Origin of the sequence: Cedecea lapagei (assembly GCF_900635955.1) — a bacterium.
Taxonomy (GTDB): domain Bacteria; phylum Pseudomonadota; class Gammaproteobacteria; order Enterobacterales; family Enterobacteriaceae; genus Cedecea; species Cedecea lapagei.
Genome location: NZ_LR134201.1, coordinates 1197274 through 1215661, shown reverse-complemented (window position 1 = coordinate 1215661; position 18388 = coordinate 1197274). Strand labels below are relative to the sequence as shown.

The following is an 18388-nucleotide window of genomic DNA, read 5'->3' as shown; positions in this document are numbered from 1 at the left end:
CAGGGCTTGCTGTGAGTATTGAGTAACCGGGATCGGTGTCGAGAATATATCCGATTTAGAGGGTGGAACGTGGAATGTACAGGGGAAAACGGCGTATTCTGCGTGGTGAAAACGTATACACTAAATTCTCTGTTCCCCTAAGGATCGCAATAATGAACTGGCAGCCTGACCCCGAACGCTATACCTCCATGGAATACCGGCGCTGCGGCCGCAGCGGCCTGAAACTGCCCGCCATCTCTCTCGGTTTATGGCATAACTTCGGTGATGCCACGCTGCTGGAAACCAGCCGTCAGCTACTGAGAAAAGCCTTCGATCTCGGCATTACCCACTTTGACCTGGCGAACAACTACGGGCCGCCTCCCGGCTCGGCTGAGTCCAATTTTGGCCGTATATTGCGGGAAGATTTTCATCCCTGGCGCGACGAGCTGATCATCTCCACGAAAGCAGGCTACACCATGTGGGACGGGCCTTATGGCGACTGGGGTTCACGCAAGTATCTCATTTCGAGCCTCGACCAGAGCCTGAAACGCATGGGGCTTGAGTACGTCGATATTTTCTATCATCACCGTCCCGATCCGGAGACTCCGCTGGAAGAGACCCTGCGCGCCCTCGACCATGTCGTGCGCCAGGGTAAAGCGCTGTACGTCGGTATTTCCAACTACCCGGCGGCGTTGGCGGAAAAGGCCATTGATATTCTTAACGATCTCGGTACGCCCTGCCTGATCCACCAGCCACGTTACTCGATGTTTGAACGCTGGGTCGAAGGGGGCCTGCTGGATCTGCTGCGAAGCAAAGGCGTCGGCAGTATCGCTTTCTCCCCGCTTGCCGGAGGCCAGCTAACCGACCGCTACCTGAGTGGGATCCCCGCGGACTCACGGGCCGCCAGCGGCAGCCGCTTCCTGAATCCAGACCAGATAACCGACGAGAAGCTGGTGAAAGTGCGCAAGCTCAATGCGCTGGCGGAGAAACGCGGGCAAAAGCTGTCGCAGATGGCGCTGGCCTGGGTGCTGCGTGATGAAAAGGTCACGTCGGTCTTAATTGGCGCCAGCAAAACCAGCCAGATTGAAGATGCCGTCGGCATGCTGAGCCAGCGCGGCTTTAGCGAGCAGGAGCGGGCTGAAATCGAGGCTATTTTAGTGTAAACGCTTAACCCCTTTCCCTGAACCGATCCGGTTTTGTGCAAAAAGTGCTGCGCCCGATGATTTAGGAATCCTGTAGTTCATCTGGCCTTTTGTCGGTTTGTAATATTATGTTAACAAGCCGCAACACGGCTCTGAGAACCAGGGAGAAAAGTATGTTCAGGTCACTAATGCTTGCCCTTGCCTTGCTGACCGCGGCGCCGATAGTCGCTAACGCGGGTGAAATCACCCTGCTGCCGTCGGTGAAATTACAGATTGGCGACCGCGATTACCGCGGCAATTACTGGGACGGTGACAGATGGCGCGACCGCGACTACTGGCACCGAAACTATGAATGGCGCGATCGCGGCTGGCATCACCACCGCGGCTGGGACAAGGGTTGGGACCGCGGCCGCAACAGCTACGAACGCGGCTATCGCGCTGGCTGGAACGACCGTGACGACGACCGAGGCAGAGGGCGGGGACACGGCCATCACCACTAAACCAAAAAGGGCTGGATTATCCAGCCCTTTTTACTTGTTCCGGCAAGCTTAATTGCCAAAAAGCGTGCCGAAAATTAGCCACAGGTTCAGCGCCACAACCACCGCCACGATCAGCCAACCCACCATTTTCACCCAGCGAACGTTCACCAGGTCGCCCATCAGCTTTTTATCGCTGGTAAACACCAGCAGCGGCACCAGCGCCAGGGCAATCCCGAAGCTCAGCAGCACCTGGCTCATCACCAGAATGCGGGTAGGATCCAATCCCATCAAAATGACCACAAAAGACGGCGCCATGGTAATCGCCCTGCGCACCCAAAGTGGGATATAGAAACGCACAAAGCCCTGCATGACCACCTGTCCGGCCAGCGTCCCGACCACCGTTGATGATAAACCGGCCGCCACCAGGCTAAGGCCGAAAATCGTGGCCGCGGCATGGCTCAGCAGAGGCTCCAGCGTTTTATAGGCATCTTCCAGCTCGGCCACGCCGGTATGGCCGGTAAAGTGGAACGCGGCGGCGGCGGTTGCCATCATCGCCAGATTGACGAAGCCCGCAATGGTCATGGCAATCGCCACGTCCCATTTGGTCGCAGAGTAACGCTGCGCCCGGTTGCCCTCGTGCAGGTGCTGGGTTAGCGAAGAGTGCAGATAAATCACGTGCGGCATGATTGTCGCACCCAGTACGCCGGCGGCAAGGTAGACCGCCTCAGAGGTCGGCAGGCTGGGGATGAGCATTCCTCTGCCCAGTTCCGCGACCTTTGGCTGGGAGAAGACAAGCTCAACAATATAGGCGGCGGCCACAAACAGCAGCAGGCCACCAATCACTTTCTCCAGCGGCTTCTGTCCTCTGCTTTGCAGCATCAGGATCAGGAAAGTGGCTATCCCGGTCAGCACCGCGCCCTGCAGGAGCGAAACGCCAAGGATCAGCTTGAAGCCGATAGCCGCCCCGATAAATTCGGCGAGATCTGTCGCCATGGCGATGATTTCCGCCTGCACCCAGTAAATCCACACCAGCGGGCGCGGGTAATGGTCGCGGATTTGCTCAGCCAGGTTTTTGCCGGTGGCTATCCCCAGCTTGGCGGACAGCACCTGAATGAGCGCCGCCATCAGGTTTGCCCACACCACCACCCACAGCAGTTGGTAGCCATAGCTCGCCCCGGCCTGAATATTGGTCGCGAAGTTACCGGGGTCGATATAGCCGATAGCGGCGATAAACGCCGGCCCCATCAGCGCCAGCCGCAGCTTGCGCGCCGTGCGCCCGGTAGTGCCGTCAATGCGACTGTTTGTCATCTTCTGCCTCTGAGATATAGCCTTTGCTATGTTTTATGCTATCAAAGTGAGAATGGTTATCAAGTCCATTTAGTGCGGGGAAATTGATTTCTCTGATAGCTGAAAACAATATGCAGGAGGCGTGAGATGGCGATTCTGGATGCCGGTTAACGGATTAACATCCGACTAACGTGTAAGGTTTTAACCAGCCATCCTAACGTAACTTTTAGCTTCTTTACTTAACATAGCAGAAATGTATGGTGGATCACTATTTTTGCGTTCCGTCACAGCTCATCACTATAGTGTGGAATTGATCTCGTTTTCTTATTGCTTGTTACATAGAATGTGCAACGAAATTAAACCTGCCTCATATTTGGAGCAAATATGTCCCGCGTTTTGCACTTTGTTTTAGCGCTTGCTGTGGTCGCGCTGCTGGCTCTGCTGGTCAGCCCTAACCGCAAGCAAATTCGTATTCGCTTTGTCATTCAGCTGTTAGTGATCGAAGTGTTACTGGCCTGGTTCTTCCTGACCTCCGACGTCGGCCTGGGCTTCGTAAAAGGTTTCTCCGAGATGTTCGAGAAACTGCTCGGCTTCGCTAACGAAGGGACAAACTTTGTCTTCGGCAAAATGAACGACGAAGGCCTGGCCTTCTTCTTCCTGAAGGTGCTGTGCCCTATCGTCTTCATTTCTGCACTGATCGGTATTCTGCAGCACATCCGCATTCTGCCGATTGTTATCCGCGCTATCGGTACCGTGCTTTCTAAAGTCAACGGTATGGGTAAGCTGGAATCCTTTAACGCCGTAAGCTCGCTGATTCTGGGACAGTCAGAAAACTTTATCGCCTATAAGGATATTCTCGGCAAAATGTCGCGCAACCGCATGTACACCATGGCGGCAACCGCGATGTCTACCGTCTCCATGTCAATCGTGGGCGCGTATATGACCATGCTGCAGCCGAAATATGTGGTTGCCGCGCTGGTGCTGAACATGTTCAGTACCTTTATCGTGCTGTCGCTGATTAACCCATACCGCGTGGACGAGAAAGAAGAAGACCTGCAGATGTCTAACCTGCACGAAGGTCAAAGCTTCTTCGAAATGCTTGGCGAGTACATTCTGGCAGGTTTCAAAGTGGCGATTATCGTTGCCGCTATGCTGATTGGTTTTATCGCGCTGATCTCTGGCCTGAACGCGCTGTTTGCCGCCGTGCTGGGCATCTCCTTCCAGGGCATTCTGGGCTATATCTTCTACCCGGTTGCCTGGGTGATGGGCGTGCCGTCCGGCGAAGCGCTGCAGGTTGGCAGTATTATGGCGACCAAACTGGTTTCTAACGAATTCGTCGCCATGATGGATCTGCAGAAGATTGCCAGCTCCCTCTCTCCACGCGCTGAAGGCATCCTGTCCGTGTTCCTGGTCTCCTTCGCGAACTTCTCTTCTATCGGCATTATCGCGGGCGCGATTAAAGGGCTGAACGAAGAGCAAGGTAACGTAGTTTCTCGCTTCGGCCTGAAGCTGGTTTACGGCTCTACGCTGGTGAGCATCCTGTCCGCCTCTATCGCGGCGCTGGTTATCTGATTTTTGAGTATAAAAATGCCGGTGCAAGTCACCGGCTTTTTTATGTCTGTCACTCGGCCTCAGCCTCTCCACCCCAGCACACTCTGTTGCGCCCCTGTTGCTTAGCCGTATAGAGCCGAATATCGGCCTGGCTCTGTATCTGCTCCAGTGAACCGTCCGGCGCCTCTTCATGGGAGGCCACTCCCAGCGAAGCCGTCACCAGCAGCGTAGACCCCTCTTCAAGCTTGAGCGGCGTGTTCATCAGCATCTTACGTACGCGCTGCGCAACGGCAACGGCCGCATGCAGGTCGGTATTGGGCAGATAAACACAAAACTCCTCGCCGCCAATACGCCCGACGATATCCTGGCTACGAATGGCCTGCTGGATGCAGCGCGTGGCGTGGATAAGCACGAGATCCCCGACCTGGTGCCCAAACCGGTCATTCACTTTTTTAAAGTGATCGAGGTCCAGTTGAATAAGAGAGTAATCCACATAGCGCGGGCTTATGCCGGCGCTCGTTTCGAAAAAACCACGGCGGTTAAGTACGCCGGTAAGATCATCATGGAGCGCGTGCCGATGCATTTCCTGCTGCAGGAGTCCCATGTTGCGAATCAGCCGGCAGATCATGCGGTGAGAGCCAATCAGGATAAGAATGACGATCAGCCACATCAAGACCAGCAGGACGCTAAAGCGGCCAAAGTCCTCATGCAGCCCCTGCCTGATAGTCTGGATGCTAACGAGAATGGCTCCCGTCCCGGTCACATGACCGAAGGTGGCGTAGGCGTAGCCGAAGCGTAAGGTTCCCCTGGATTCGTCAGCCAGCTGCTCAAGAATTTCCTGCCGCTGCGGCTCGCTTAGACGATATCCATTCTGCGCCCCCACGGACCGCGTTATGGGGTTCATCTGCTCATCAAAAATCATCCATGCGCTTTGCGTATCTTCCGGCAGGGCGCTGGAAAGAAACAGCCGGAGCGTTTCGGCGGTGACAACAATACCGAACAGACCAATCCACCGGTCGTCAAAATCGACGGGGAGAGATCCATTAACCAACGTTTTCCCCGTATCGGCGTCGTTTTGCCGCGTCCAGAACGGCTCGCGTCGGGGGTTCAGGAGCGGCGAGCCCAGAACAAACGATCCCTGTTTCGCCAGCGGGTTGGCGCTTTTGATAAGCCGTTTGTTTACCTCAGGCGACAGAGAAGCAATGAAAGCGCCGGAACGAGACATGTAATAGATACTGGAAGCCAGGCGGTCGCTTCCTCCCGCCAGCGGGAAAAGGTCCTGAATTTCGCGCAGCGCCTGATACTCACGCCGCGTTAATTTATCTCTTTCATCCTGAGGCTCATTCTTAAAAGGCTGGATGCTATCGGGGATCGTTAAGCTTTGTATGTGCAGCGGCGCCAGCGAAGCTCCGTTTCTGGCCCGGGTTGCAAGTTGTGAAAGCGGCGTGAATTGAGGCTCATCCAGCGTTTCAATAAACAGACGGCGCAGGTAGCGCAGATTGTCCATCTGATATTCAGATTTGCTTTCAACCCGGGCGATAACGCTTTCAAGATTGCTGAGCTGACTCGTGCGATAGCCGTGGTTAAACAGCTCGCCCTGCTGCCAGAAGAGGAACGTTATCAGCAAAAAAAGCGATAAAAAACACACATGGGTTATGCGTAGTGTCTTCACCATCGGCAGATGGAAATGGCTTATCAACGACGTGCTCACGGTGGTTCCTTTTCTCGCACAAAGGAGAAAGTCAGGGCTTGAACTGCCGCAGAGGTTCGGGTCTCCCTACCAGATAGCCTTGCAGGAACTGAACGCCAAGCTGCAGCAAGATTTCACGCTGCTCTTCCGTTTCGACATACTCCGCCACCACGGTCAGCGATTTCGCCTCTGCCAGTTTACATATGGACTTCACGATCAGCTTATCCATGACGTCGCTGGTAATGTCCCGCACAAAACAACCATCAATCTTGATGATGTCCGCCTGCAGCTTTTTCAGACGCTCATAGTTAGCGTAGCCCGTCCCAAAATCATCGATAGCAATCTTAAAGCCTTTCTCGCGCAATAGCGCAATATTTTGGCTGGAGGTTTCCGAGTTGGAGAAAGCCTGTTCTTCAGTCACTTCTATCACCACAGCACTGGCTGGCACCCTGTAAGCCTCAAACCGCGCAACAATCTGCTGGGCAATCTCTTTCTGCATTAGCGTTAGCGGCATCAGATTGACCGAGAAGCGAACCTGCTGAGTGTTGCCCGGATGCTTCGCCAGCCACTCGAGCAGCATCTTCATGACCATCATGTCAAAACGAGTGCTGAGGTTGAACTCAGCAATGAGCGGAATAAATTTATCCGGCGTAATGTTCTGGCCGTCAATCACCAGACGGCTGAGGATTTCATGATAGCCCTTGCCTTCGCTATTCACGATTGGCTGGGCGTAAAGCTGAAACGCCTCTTCATCTATGGCACGCTTAATTTTTTGCAGCAGCAGAACGCGCTCGGTGGTTTGCCCTGAAACCGCCTGCAATCTTGAGTCCAGGCCAAGGACACGCTGCGCATCGCTGGCCTTTTCGGCGAGATAGCTTAACTGTCCCAGCGTCCGCTGTAGCTCCTCGGGAGTATCAACGATCCCCCAGGCTGCCCCATATTCAATCTCCAGGGCAGCGTTGTGCCAGGGAATCTTCTTGTTATTCAACTGCTCGACAAAATAGGTTAGCCGGGCTTCCGTTTCGCCGCCGCGTAAGAATAAAAGTAACTCGCTGCCCGGCAGCTGAAATATTTTTTCCCCCTCAACCAGCCAGGGCTGTAATTCCCGGGCAATGGTTTTCTTGCAGTAGATACGCATCATCATGCCGTAATGTCGGCTAAGAAACTCAAAGTTAGTCATTCTCAGACAGCAGAGTGCGCCAACGGGAAACAGACGAATATGCTCTTCCAGCGCACGCAAATTAGGGAGTTTTGTCAGAGGATCGGTCTGCGCCTGCAGATGATAAATACGCTTCATCCACTCATTTTTATGGTAGGAGGTCATCATATACAGCAGGCAGACGGTAAAAGAGATAAAGACCGAAAGAATGAATGAGAGCGCGTGCTGGGTATTTACTCCCTGCAAAAAGCCGGTGTTGTAGGTCAGCAGCACCCATGCCGAAATCCCCCACAGCAAGGAAATCACTCTTGCTCCCTGGCGGCGAATGCCAATGGTAAACAGCACGAAGATGACCGGTACCAGATAGCCGGATATCAACTCGCTGTGCCACGGCGAACACATCAGCAGCAGGTAAAGTCCCCAGACAACCAGCCAGCACGGCGTGTAGAAGCGGTGCTTATCCTGTCTGTAATGCCGGACGCAGCGCCGCCAGAAGCCCCGGGCAAAATGTGGATTCAGCAGCATACGCAGCGGGTAATAGAAAAGCGGCGTGAAAATGAGCGAGGCGACGACCAGATTCAGCACATCGACAATCATATAGATAGCCGAACCGGCGCCAAAAAAGGGCGCAAGCTCAGGCGGGTATGCAATGACATTGCCCGCCAGGTACATCAGCAGCTTGATGGCAAAAGGAGCGACGAACCCCAGCCAGAAAATACGCTGCCCCATCCCCTTATTGGGCAAGCCGAAACGCCAGCGGCGGCCCACAGAGTAGCGGGTAATCAGACTGGTAATCAGTAGAGGAAAAAGCAGGCAAAAAATAAAGGCTACGAGGGGAATAACAGGTAAATCAAGAAGACAGCTATAAACGATCAGCGAGCCGGAGGTTAACGGCAAAATGGCCTGCCGCCCATAAATAATAATCATTGCCATGATAAAGCTTAATGGCAGATAGGCGAGGTAGGTTTTATGCCCATCAACAAGGGTTGTCGGTGAAATATAGCGGGAAAAAGGAATGAGCAGTAAACACAACGCCAGAGCAATCGCTATTTTTCTTATCGTCTTGTGAATGATCATGGGCTGTAGTGTTAACTTTATGTAATTGCTGGAATATTATTTATCGTCGGCAAGAATACGTTTGTTTATTGAGCGAATCAAGTTTCTGAAATGCTCACCAGCAAAGCTTACCGTACCGCAGAGATAATAGAACAAGCCGAGATACATTGAGATTTTTTTAACGGAGGGCGGCAAGACAGAGAGTCAGAAAGCAAAAACCCCCGCCGAAGCGAGGGTTTCATATTTTGGTGGAGCTAAGCGGGATCGAACCGCTGACCTCTTGCATGCCATGCAAGCGCTCTCCCAGCTGAGCTATAGCCCCACGGAAGGTGTTGATTTTACGGTACCAATCTGCTGGTGAAGATTTGGTGGAGCTAAGCGGGATCGAACCGCTGACCTCTTGCATGCCATGCAAGCGCTCTCCCAGCTGAGCTATAGCCCCAAACCGTAAAGACCTTGTCGTGTTGACGGGCGGCATAATATGAAACCCCACATAGCGTGTCAACGGCAATTTGTTCTTCCGCGATCAATCGCCTAAAAAGCCATCGCATCAGGCAATTCCGGGTTGCATATCATCCCGTTGTAGTTAATTCTGTCACAGTTTCGCGTTAGGCAGTTCAATAAAATGAACCCCTAATCAAGCCGTTCCGGCCGCAATGAAAAGGAATCACTGTGCTCAAGGAAAGAATGACACCAGAAGAGTTAGCCGTTATGACAGGCTACAGCCGTCAGACCATCAATAAATGGGTTCGCAAAGAGAAGTGGGCGACATCGCCAAAACCCGGCGTACAGGGCGGCAAAGCGCGGCTGATTCATGTTGATGAGCAAGTTCGGGATTTCATCAACAGCACACGAAGAGTGACGGAAAATACCGCACGCTACAGCGCGGCCGATGCTTCTCTGGAAAATCTACTGATTAACTCCGTGCAGCAAATGTCCGACACCGAACAGCAAAAAATGTCTGCAATGCTGCTGCGCGATGGGATTGCCGGCTTGCTTAAGCGGCTGGGTATTCGCGATAACGAGTAAAAAAAAGCCGGTCTCTGTGGACCGGCTTTCTGCAGCACTTATTTTCTCTTACTGCTGTGCTTCACGCTCGCTGATGAAATCGAGCGCTTTGTTGATACGCGCAACAGAGCGCTGCTTGCCAATCGCATGCACGGTCACATCAAGACCCGGAGACTGACCGGCACCGGTAACGGCTACGCGCAGCGGCATCCCGACTTTGCCCATCCCCACTTCCAGCTCATCGGCGGTCGCCTGAATAGCATGATGGACGTTTTCTGCAGTCCAGTCGCTCAGCGCGGCCAGTTTGTCACGCACCACCTCCAGCGGCTGACGCGCAACCGGGCGCAGGTGCTTCTTCGCTGCATCCGCATCAAATTCGCTGAAATCTTCGTAGAAATAGCGGCAGGTCTGCGCCATCTCTTTCAGGGTCTTACAGCGCTCGCCTAACAGTTTCACCAGCTCCGACAGCTGCGGGCCATTACGGGTATCAATGTTTTCCTGCTCGATGTGCCATTGCAGGTGGGTTGCCACATACTCAGGCTCCAGAGTATTGATGTAATGGTGGTTCAGCCACTGAAGTTTTTCAGTGTTAAAGGCGCTGGCTGACTTGCTTACAGCGTTCAGGCTGAACATCTCAATCATCTCTTCACGAGTGAAGATCTCCTGGTCGCCATGGGACCAGCCCAGACGCACCAGATAGTTCAGCAGCGCCTCCGGCAGGTAGCCATCGTCCCGATACTGCATCACGCTCACCGCTCCGTGGCGTTTAGAGAGCTTTTTACCGTCGTCGCCGTTGATCATCGAAACGTGGGCATAAAGCGGAACCGGCGCGTTCAGCGCTTTCAGGATGTTGATCTGACGCGGCGTGTTGTTGATATGGTCTTCACCACGGATCACGTGGGTGATCTCCATATCCCAGTCGTCGACCACCACACAGAAGTTGTAGGTTGGCGATCCGTCGGTACGACGGATGATCAGATCGTCCAGCTCCTGGTTGCTGAATTCGATCGGGCCACGAATCTGGTCGTCAAAGATAACGGAGCCTTCCTGCGGGTTGGCGAAACGCACTACGCACGGTTCGTCATCGGCATGATGCTCGTGGCTGTGGCGGCAGCGGCCGTCGTAGCGAGGCTTCTCGTTATTCGCCATTTGCTCTTCACGCAGCGCTTCAAGGCGCTCTTTAGAGCAGTAGCACTTATACGCCGTTCCCGCGGCCAGCATTTCGTCGATAGCCTGGTTGTAACGATCAAAACGCCGGGTCTGATAGTACGGGCCCTCATCCCACTGCAGGCTCAGCCAGTTCATCCCGTCCATGATCGCTTCAATGGCTTCCGGGGTGGAGCGCTCGAGGTCGGTGTCTTCTATACGCAGCACGAACTCGCCTTTGTTGTGACGAGCAAAAAGCCAGGAATAGAGAGCAGTACGGGCACCGCCAACGTGCAGGTAGCCTGTTGGGCTTGGCGCAAAGCGAGTTTTGATTTTCATTAAACGGCCTTAGTTACACATATTTGCCTACAAAGCGGCAATTGCCAGGGAAAATTAACAGGCAACATTCTATCACTGTGCGCTAATTCCTCAATGTTGATGCCCGTTGATAGCCAGAAAGTGGAGAATTTGATGGCAAATCAAGCGCCAATGCATGTTTCTTGATCGCATCGTTTACTTTTAAGACGAACGAACAAAAACTTTATAAAAGGCGTTGACTCATTTTCAACTGTCCCTATAATGCGACTCCACAAACCGGGGGTGATTAGCTCAGTTGGTAGAGCATCTCCTTTACACGGAGGGGGTCGGCGGTTCGAGCCCGTCATCACCCACCACTCTTTAAGAGTGACCCGGAATGTAAAGTAAGAGATTTAGAGATGGGTGATTAGCTCAGTTGGTAGAGCACCTCCTTTACACGGAGGGGGTCGGCGGTTCGAGCCCGTCATCACCCACCATCTCCTCTTACAGAATTAGCAGTACCGAAGTTTGGGTGATTAGCTCAGTTGGTAGAGCACCTCCTTTACACGGAGGGGGTCGGCGGTTCGAGCCCGTCATCACCCACCATCGGGTCGTTAGCTCAGTTGGTAGAGCAGTTGACTTTTAATCAATTGGTCGCAGGTTCGAATCCTGCACGACCCACCAATGTAGAAAGGCGCCCTAAAGGCGCCTTTTTGCTATTTGAAATTCGGGCAGTATGAGAACCTGCTGCAGGTTCGAGTGGAGCGCAGCGACACAGCGTTGCTTTAGCAACGACCCGAAGGGCGAGCGAAGCGAGTCATCCTGCACGACCCACCAATGTAGAAAGGCGCCCTAAAGGCGCCTTTTTGCTATTTGAAATTCGGGCAGTATGAGAACCTGCTGCAGGTTCGAGTGGAGCGCAGCGACACAGCGTTGCTTTAGTAACGACCCGAAGGGCGAGCGAAGCGAGTCATCCTGCACGACCCACCAATGTAGAAAGGCGCCCTAAAGGCGCCTTTTTGCTATTTGAAATTCGGGCAGTATGAGAACCTGCTGCAGGTTCGAGTGGAGCACAGCGACACAGCGTTGCTTTAGCAACGACCCGAAGGGCGAGCGAAGCGAGTCATCCTGCACGACCCACCAATGTAAAAAGGCGCCCTAAAGGCGCCTTTTTGCTATGCGTAATTTCATCTTCTCTGCAAAAAACCATCAACTTCTTCGTCCTCAGGCCGATAATGTCATTACCTATTCAACACCTCTGAGGAAATATAATGACAACAATCAGCAGCTCCGCTCCAGTCGGTATACAGGCAAGTAATGCCAGCGGCGGCAGTACCTCTTCAACGGATAGCAGTACCGCTGCGCAAATAGCCCAAATCACCAAAAAAATTACCCAACTGACCGAGAAACTAAAAGAAGTCTCTGGTAGCAACGATCTCTCTGCGAAAGAGAAAAAGAAACAGATCGCAGTCATTCAGGCGGAGATTAAAATGCTGCAGGCCCAGCTGGCTCAGCTTCAGCGTAAGCAGGCTGAAGAAGCCCAGCAGAAAAAGGAAGAACAGCAAATTAAAGCGACGGGCTTGAATAAGCCGTCCAACGGTCGCCAGATTGATATTTATATTTAGTGTCAATAAATAGCGGATCGTCTCTACGGGCCAGGGTTAACAGCCTGGCCTGCATCCTGAGCGCGTGCCCGACAGCTCGGCCAACGTTGGCCGTATTACCCCCGTTACTCAATTCGTCTTTGACGAGAAGCACCTCTTAGCGGTCCCCTACAAGAGGCGTATAAACAGCCTCCGCCCTAAGATCAGGGTTTGTTTGCTGAAGCACGGCGTGTAAAGAAGAAGCGGGCAAAAATCTGAAAGACTAATTTTTATTTGTTAAAAAACAGCAAGTTAAAGATATCTCATTCATATTGTATCTGGAATCACGCAGTTTTACTGTATAAAGTAAGAACAGTGATGTTAATTATGACTATTTGTACTGCAATCAGATTTATAACTTATTATCTGATTGCAGTCGAATGATAGCGACTCATTATTATAAGGGATAATATCACTAATGTTGTTATTTTCCCTTAAATAAAGAAAATAGCTTTAATATACAAAGGGAAACTAACACTGAAAAAACAAAAATGAAAATAAACAGTAACTGTATTGGTTTTAGCGTGTCCCACATAATCGTTCTTGTTGTCATATCGTAAATGACATCATTGGGGATCACTCTAAAACTGATATCCACCATCAATGATATGATGATGATGAATGCACATGTAAATAAAATGATCTTATACAGGAGTTTTCTTTTCATTTCTTCATCCATTGAAGTGTAGAATTCTTATTCTACATAAAAATCAAAAAATGTGAAATTTTTATTGAAATTAGCCAATCAAAAAGGAGTTTGAAGCATGAGTGTTTTTAAAGGAACAGGTTTATTTTTTATTCAAGAAAAAATATTCAACAAGTCTGGCCTTCCCACATTTGCTAACACCATCGGCCCTACTTCGATTCAGGTTGTTAAGTCAGTTTTTGAGTTAATAGAAGAATATGATAGTTTTTACAAAGGTAAACTGATCGATTTTGAAAAAATAAGCCTTTGGGATCAGTTTAAGGTGATGTTCGGTGTTGATGTATCAGAGATAAAGAAAAAAAATGGTAAACTGGCTTTTAGTCAGGTTTATTGTGGTTTTCGCACTCTGGTTAAACCTATTGATGGCTTCGATGAACACTTACCAAAAAGTCTTACAAAACAGAGAAATATATCAATTCCTACGCCTTACACTTTCGGCAAAGATCCTGTTCCGAATGTGAGTCTTTACGGTAATATAGCCGCAAACTTTTATATTTCTGACGGTGGTACAGGCGTGCCATCCGCTTTTGCTAAATACAATTCAAAAACTAAAGAAGTTCGGCATGTCGCAAGTGAGAGAGAGTTTATTGATACCATGAATGGTTTGACCATCAGGAAGAGCTGAAAAGATTAATAGTTACCGATAAAATTATTAGCCAGCAGGGAATGGAGAAATAAAAATTTTTTTTCCATTCTTGTTTTCTTTCTAAGAAAAAAAGCGCCAACATTAACAGCAAGGCGATAAAAATGAATATCGACTTTATGGCTAGATTATCCTGAACATGAATGGCAAGATAAAATAAAAAACTGGAAAGCAGCCAGGATATTTTTATTTTTCGTTTAAAAAAAACAAAGCCAAATAAAAGGTAAAATACACTTAGTAAAACATCCATATTTAAATCTCCTTATAGTGCCCATTTATTCTATCATCAGACGACAGCGGAGTGTAGCTGGAAAAATGTTCTCTACGTCTGAAAGTTTGTTCAATCGCTAAACAGAGGATCGCCTTTACGGGTTTCGCTTAACAGCCTGGCCTGCTCACGCACTTCCTGCCATATAGCCTCTGCCGCACGTGAAAGCGAACGATTTTTTCGTCTGACCAGCATCAACTGTCGGTTTACCACCGGCGTAAGTCGCTTAACGACCAGCGGCCTCCCCTCAGGTAACGGCAGCGCCAGCGCAGGCAAAACGCTTAAGCCAATACCGGCTTCCACCATCGGGTAAAGCGTGGTTGGATGACCAATTTGCTGGACAACATTCACGGCTATTCCCTGGCGGGTAAATGCCTCATCAATCAGCGGACGGCTACCGGAAGCATAATCCTGCAGCACCAGGTTTTGCCCCTGCAGCGCCTGCCACTCCACCCACGCTGCTTTTGCGAAAGGATGGTCGCTACGGCAAAGCAGAAGAAAGGGTTCAGACAGCACCGTTTCACACTCCAGGTCGTTTGCCTGCACCGGATCAATGACTACGCCGAAATCAACTTCCCCCTGACGAATGCTCTGCAGAACCCACTGCTGGGACGCATCATGAAGAACAAAACGAATATTCGGATATGCCTCTGCGCTGGCAGCGATAGATTGTGGCATGAGGTGCGCCGACAGTGTCTGGCTGGCGGCAACGCGGACCGTACCGCTAAGCTGATGACCGACAACACGAGCGTCAAGCAGCGTTGTGGTTAGCTCCTCCAGCAAACGCTCCAGACGCGGAGCCAGCTGCTCTCCCGCTGGCGATAGCACCACTTCCCGCGTCGTGCGGTCAAGCAGCTTCACCCCTAACTCAGCCTCCAGCTCCTTCAGGCTGTGGCTGACGGCGGACTGGCTGAGGCCGATGCTTTCCCCTGCCCGGCTAAAGCTGCCGGCATGGGCTACGGCGACAAACACACGAAGCTGACGCAGGGAGTAATTCATCTATTTTCTTCATCAATGCATTCAATAAATCAATTTTATTTCTGAAAGAAGCAGAAACACAATAGCGCCATTCACCTTTGAGGAATGGCTATGAAATTGCTGCGAATTATCGACCCTTTTACCTTAACGCTGGTCTGTACCGTGCTGCTCGCCTCTTTTTTCCCGGCGGAAGGGAGCTTTGTGGGTTTTTTTGAGGGGCTGACCACCGCCGCTATCGCCCTGCTGTTCTTTATGCATGGCGCAAAACTTTCCCGCGAGGCGATCATTTCCGGCAGCAGCCACTGGCGGCTGCATTTGTGGGTGATGTGCAGTACCTTCATCCTGTTCCCGGTGCTCGGCGTGTTGTTTAGCTGGTGGAAGCCGGTCAATGTGAGTCCTGAGCTCTACAGCGGTTTCCTCTACCTCTGCATTCTGCCCGCCACGGTCCAGTCGGCCATCGCTTTTACCTCTATTGCCGGTGGCAACGTAGCCGCGGCGATTTGCTCGGCCTCCGCCTCCAGTCTGCTGGGGATCTTCCTTTCCCCGCTGCTGGTTGGCCTGGTGATGCATGTCCAGGGCGCAAGCGGCAGCCTGCACCAGGTTGGCAGCATAATGTTGCAGCTGCTGGTGCCGTTCGTGGCCGGGCATCTGATGCGGCCCTGGATTGGGGCCTGGGTTGCGAAGAACAAGAAATGGATCGGCAAAACCGACCAGACTTCGATTCTTCTGGTGGTCTATTCCGCCTTTAGCGAAGCCGTCACGCACGGCATCTGGCATAAGGTGGGCGCGGGTTCGCTGCTGTTTATCGTCGTCTCCAGCATCGTGCTGCTGGCGATAGTGATGACGGTGAATATTTTTGTTGCGAGGCGCTTTGGCTTTAGCAAAGCAGATGAAATTACCATTCTGTTTTGTGGCTCGAAAAAGAGCCTGGCCAACGGGATTCCGATGGCCAATATTCTGTTTCCGGTTTCTGCCGTAGGCATGATGGTGCTGCCGCTGATGATTTTCCACCAGATCCAGCTCATGGTCTGCGCCGGTCTGGCCCGACGCTACCAGAGGAAAGCCGCCTCGGCCAGTGAAAAACCAGCCGCGGCCGTCAAGGCTTAGTGTCGCTTGAGGGGCCGGACCAGGTTATCCAGCCCTTCAATTTTGATTAGCAACGTCAGGGCCATCAGCTCACCCAGGTGGCCCTGAGGGAACTCCCCTTTACGGGAGAACCACAGCAAATACTCTTCCGGTAAATCAATCAGCATCCGGCCTTTGTATTTGCCAAAGGGCATCGCCGTATTGGCTATCTCGATGAGCTGCTCTTTGTCCATTTAGTCACCCAACAAACGAATCATTTCCGCTTCGTCGATAACCTGAATACCCAGCTCCTGCGCCTTTACAAGCTTGGAGCCGGCCGCTTCGCCGGCGATAACCAGGTCGGTTTTTTTCGACACGCTGCCCGCCACTTTTGCCCCCAGCGCGGTCAGCCTGTCCTTTGCTTCATCGCGGGAAAGAATGCTCAGCGAGCCGGTCAGCACTACGGTTTTTCCGGCAAACGGGCTATCAATCTCTTCGGCTTTGACGACAACAGGATCCGGCCAACAAACGCCCGCCTCTTCTCTTAGCTGACGAATAACCTCCCGGTTACTCTCCTCCGCAAAGAAGTTAAAGGTGTGCGTAGCGACAACAATACCAACGTCCGGCACTTTTTGTAGATCGTCGATGCTGGCCGCCGCCAGGGCATCTAACGTTCCAAAGTGTGCAGCCAGCCCTGCGGCAGTAGCTTCACCGACCTCACGAATGCCGAGAGCGTAGAGGAAACGCGCGAAGGTCGTCTGTTTAGCTTTTTCCAGCGCATCAACAACGTTCTGAGCGGACTTAGGCCCCATGCGATCCAGGCCGGTAAGTTTGCCCGCCGTCAGCTTAAACAGATCGGCTGGCGTGTGGACGTACTCTTTTTCCACCAGCTGATCGATAATTTTGTCGCCCATGCCGTCAACGTCCATCGCCCGGCGGGAAACAAAGTGTTTGAGCGCCTCTTTGCGCTGAGCGCCGCAGATGAGGCCGCCGGTACAGCGAGCTACCGCTTCGCCTTCTACGCGTTCAACGTCTGAGCCACAAACCGGGCAATGCGTCGGGAAGATGATTTCCTGAGTATCCTCAGGGCGCTCGGACTCCACCACGCCAACAACCTGCGGGATAACGTCGCCGGCGCGGCGAATAACGACTCTGTCGCCAATGCGAAGACCAAGGCGCTCAATTTCATCGGCGTTGTGCAGCGTTGCGTTGCTGACCAGGACTCCGGCAACCTGCACCGGTTCAAGGCGAGCCACGGGCGTAATCGCGCCGGTACGCCCTACCTGGAACTCCACGTCGCGTACGGTAGTCATCTGTTCCTGAGCAGGGAACTTAAAGGCCACGGCCCAGCGCGGCGCGCGAGCGACAAAGCCCAACGTTTCCTGCAGCGCGAGGGAGTCAACTTTGATGACCACGCCGTCAATATCGAAGCCCAGCGTTGGGCGATCCGCCTCTACCTGATGGTAAAATGCCAGCACTTCTTCAGGCGTACTGCATAAACGAATTCGGTCGCTTACCGGCAGGCCCCAGGCCTTAAACTGCTGTAAACGTGCCATGTGGCTGGCCGGGAGCTCCCCCCCCCTCCAGCAGGCCGACGCCATAGCAGAAGAAGGTCAGAGGACGTTTAGCGGTAATTCTCGGGTCCAGCTGACGCAATGAACCGGCTGCGGCATTGCGCGGGTTAGCAAAGACTTTACCGCCGGTGCGGCGCGCTTCGTCGTTGATCTTCTCAAAACCAGCCTGCGGCAAAAAGACTTCTCCACGAACTTCAACGCGGCGAGGAATATTCTCCCCCGTCAGCTTGAGGGGGATCGCGCGGATAGTACGGACGTTGGCAGTGATGTTCTCGCCCGTAGTGCCGTCGCCGCGCGTGGCAGCCCGAACCAGCACACCATCTTCATACAGCAGGCTTACCGCCAGCCCGTCCAGCTTCAGCTCACAGCAAAACGTCAGGGCATCGGTGCTTTTCAGCCTGTCCTGCACGCGCTTGTTAAACGCCAGATAGCTTGCTTCGTCAAAGACGTTATCGAGCGACAGCATCGGCACTTCATGGCGTACCTGAGTGAACTCGCTGAGCGGTGCAGCCCCCACGCGTTGGGTCGGTGAATCCTGGGTAATCAGCTCGGGATGTGCCTCTTCAAGAGCGCGCAGCTCGCGCATCAGCCTGTCGTATTCGGCATCCGGGATTTCGGGATTATCCTGCACATGGTACAGGTATTCATGATGGCGAAGCGTGGTTCGCAGGTGGTTAAGTTGTTGTTCGATTGAGTCCATATCGCACCATCAATGAT

13 protein-coding genes, 6 tRNA genes, 3 other RNA genes and 1 pseudogene are annotated in these 18388 nt (G+C 52.4%); 14 read left to right on the top strand and 9 right to left on the bottom strand.

Features of this window, described 5'->3' with window-relative positions:
- The first annotated feature begins 152 nt into the window (after window positions 1–152).
- On the top strand, window positions 153–1142 hold the full coding sequence (gene mgrA / locus EL098_RS06010) for an L-glyceraldehyde 3-phosphate reductase (protein WP_126355423.1): 990 nt from the start codon (window positions 153–155) through the stop codon (window positions 1140–1142).
- 152 nt (window positions 1143–1294) lie between these two features.
- Window positions 1295–1621, top strand: a complete 327-nt coding sequence (locus tag EL098_RS06005) for a DUF2502 domain-containing protein (RefSeq protein WP_126355422.1) — start codon at window positions 1295–1297, stop codon at window positions 1619–1621.
- A 48-nt stretch (window positions 1622–1669) separates the two neighbouring features.
- Here the strand turns inward: EL098_RS06005 and EL098_RS06000 are convergent, their stop codons facing one another.
- Complete coding sequence (locus tag EL098_RS06000) at window positions 1670–2908, bottom strand: Nramp family divalent metal transporter (RefSeq protein ID WP_126355421.1); 1239 nt, start codon at window positions 2906–2908, stop codon at window positions 1670–1672.
- A 363-nt stretch (window positions 2909–3271) separates the two neighbouring features.
- On the opposite strand from EL098_RS06000, the gene EL098_RS05995 reads away from it, so the two are divergent.
- Entirely contained in the window at window positions 3272–4459 is a 1188-nt protein-coding gene (locus tag EL098_RS05995) for a NupC/NupG family nucleoside CNT transporter (RefSeq protein WP_126355420.1), read from the top strand.
- Between the two features lie 49 nt (window positions 4460–4508).
- Here the strand turns inward: EL098_RS05995 and EL098_RS05990 are convergent, their stop codons facing one another.
- From EL098_RS05990 to EL098_RS05975, 4 genes are all read right to left on the bottom strand, one after another.
- Entirely contained in the window at window positions 4509–6149 is a 1641-nt protein-coding gene (locus EL098_RS05990) for a diguanylate cyclase (RefSeq protein ID WP_126355419.1), read from the bottom strand.
- Window positions 6150–6180: 31 nt separating this feature from the next.
- Complete coding sequence (locus EL098_RS05985; RefSeq protein ID WP_126355418.1) at window positions 6181–8364, bottom strand: EAL domain-containing protein; 2184 nt, start codon at window positions 8362–8364, stop codon at window positions 6181–6183.
- 225 nt (window positions 8365–8589) lie between these two features.
- A tRNA-Ala gene (locus EL098_RS05980) sits at window positions 8590–8665 on the bottom strand.
- A gap of 44 nt (window positions 8666–8709) precedes the next feature.
- Window positions 8710–8785, bottom strand: a tRNA-Ala gene (locus EL098_RS05975).
- A 230-nt stretch (window positions 8786–9015) separates the two neighbouring features.
- Here EL098_RS05975 and EL098_RS05970 point away from each other — a divergent pair.
- Window positions 9016–9372 carry a YfeC-like transcriptional regulator gene (locus EL098_RS05970; protein ID WP_126355417.1) on the top strand — a complete coding sequence of 119 codons (357 nt, stop codon included), beginning with the start codon at window positions 9016–9018 and terminating at the stop codon, window positions 9370–9372.
- A gap of 48 nt (window positions 9373–9420) precedes the next feature.
- Here the strand turns inward: EL098_RS05970 and gltX are convergent, their stop codons facing one another.
- Entirely contained in the window at window positions 9421–10836 is a 1416-nt protein-coding gene (gene gltX, locus EL098_RS05965) for a glutamate--tRNA ligase (protein WP_126355416.1), read from the bottom strand.
- Window positions 10837–11095: 259 nt separating this feature from the next.
- Here gltX and EL098_RS05960 point away from each other — a divergent pair.
- The 9 genes from EL098_RS05960 (at window position 11096) to EL098_RS05920 (ending at window position 13768) form a co-directional block, all read left to right on the top strand.
- A tRNA-Val gene (locus EL098_RS05960) sits at window positions 11096–11171 on the top strand.
- Window positions 11172–11215: 44 nt separating this feature from the next.
- Window positions 11216–11291, top strand: a tRNA-Val gene (locus tag EL098_RS05955).
- 33 nt (window positions 11292–11324) lie between these two features.
- Window positions 11325–11400, top strand: a tRNA-Val gene (locus EL098_RS05950).
- A gap of 2 nt (window positions 11401–11402) precedes the next feature.
- A tRNA-Lys gene (locus tag EL098_RS05945) sits at window positions 11403–11478 on the top strand.
- Between the two features lie 31 nt (window positions 11479–11509).
- Window positions 11510–11631, top strand: a non-coding RNA gene (locus EL098_RS05940) — RtT sRNA.
- A 31-nt stretch (window positions 11632–11662) separates the two neighbouring features.
- A non-coding RNA gene (locus tag EL098_RS05935) (RtT sRNA) lies at window positions 11663–11784 on the top strand.
- Window positions 11785–11815: 31 nt separating this feature from the next.
- A non-coding RNA gene (locus EL098_RS05930) (RtT sRNA) lies at window positions 11816–11937 on the top strand.
- A 128-nt stretch (window positions 11938–12065) separates the two neighbouring features.
- Entirely contained in the window at window positions 12066–12419 is a 354-nt protein-coding gene (locus EL098_RS05925) for a FlxA-like family protein (protein WP_126355415.1), read from the top strand.
- A gap of 782 nt (window positions 12420–13201) precedes the next feature.
- Window positions 13202–13768: a hypothetical protein gene (locus tag EL098_RS05920; RefSeq protein WP_164716785.1), complete on the top strand. Its 567-nt coding sequence runs from the start codon at window positions 13202–13204 to the stop codon at window positions 13766–13768.
- A 358-nt stretch (window positions 13769–14126) separates the two neighbouring features.
- Here EL098_RS05920 and EL098_RS05915 read toward each other — a convergent pair whose 3' ends face one another.
- Window positions 14127–15053, bottom strand: coding sequence for a LysR family transcriptional regulator (locus EL098_RS05915; protein ID WP_126355414.1), 927 nt, complete (start codon window positions 15051–15053; stop codon window positions 14127–14129).
- Between the two features lie 90 nt (window positions 15054–15143).
- Between EL098_RS05915 and EL098_RS05910 the strand changes: the two genes are divergently transcribed.
- Window positions 15144–16139: a bile acid:sodium symporter family protein gene (locus EL098_RS05910; protein ID WP_126355413.1), complete on the top strand. Its 996-nt coding sequence runs from the start codon at window positions 15144–15146 to the stop codon at window positions 16137–16139.
- Here EL098_RS05910 and EL098_RS05905 read toward each other — a convergent pair.
- Complete coding sequence (locus EL098_RS05905; protein WP_126355412.1) at window positions 16136–16351, bottom strand: DUF3820 family protein; 216 nt, start codon at window positions 16349–16351, stop codon at window positions 16136–16138. The genes EL098_RS05910 and EL098_RS05905 overlap by 4 nt on opposite strands.
- Window positions 16352–18371, bottom strand: a pseudogene (ligA, locus tag EL098_RS05900) (NAD-dependent DNA ligase LigA).
- Window positions 18372–18388: the final 17 nt, after the last annotated feature.

Coding starts and splice junctions, on each gene's coding strand:
- mgrA (WP_126355423.1), top strand. CDS start 153: ATGAACTGGCAGCCTGACCCCGAACGCTATACCTCCATGGAATACCGG.
- EL098_RS06005 (WP_126355422.1), top strand. CDS start 1,295: ATGTTCAGGTCACTAATGCTTGCCCTTGCCTTGCTGACCGCGGCGCCG.
- EL098_RS06000 (WP_126355421.1), bottom strand. CDS start 2,908: ATGACAAACAGTCGCATTGACGGCACTACCGGGCGCACGGCGCGCAAG.
- EL098_RS05995 (WP_126355420.1), top strand. CDS start 3,272: ATGTCCCGCGTTTTGCACTTTGTTTTAGCGCTTGCTGTGGTCGCGCTG.
- EL098_RS05985 (WP_126355418.1), bottom strand. CDS start 8,364: ATGATCATTCACAAGACGATAAGAAAAATAGCGATTGCTCTGGCGTTG.
- gltX (WP_126355416.1), bottom strand. CDS start 10,836: ATGAAAATCAAAACTCGCTTTGCGCCAAGCCCAACAGGCTACCTGCAC.
- EL098_RS05925 (WP_126355415.1), top strand. CDS start 12,066: ATGACAACAATCAGCAGCTCCGCTCCAGTCGGTATACAGGCAAGTAAT.
- EL098_RS05920 (WP_164716785.1), top strand. CDS start 13,202: ATGAGTGTTTTTAAAGGAACAGGTTTATTTTTTATTCAAGAAAAAATA.
- EL098_RS05915 (WP_126355414.1), bottom strand. CDS start 15,053: ATGAATTACTCCCTGCGTCAGCTTCGTGTGTTTGTCGCCGTAGCCCAT.
- EL098_RS05910 (WP_126355413.1), top strand. CDS start 15,144: ATGAAATTGCTGCGAATTATCGACCCTTTTACCTTAACGCTGGTCTGT.
- EL098_RS05905 (WP_126355412.1), bottom strand. CDS start 16,351: ATGGACAAAGAGCAGCTCATCGAGATAGCCAATACGGCGATGCCCTTT.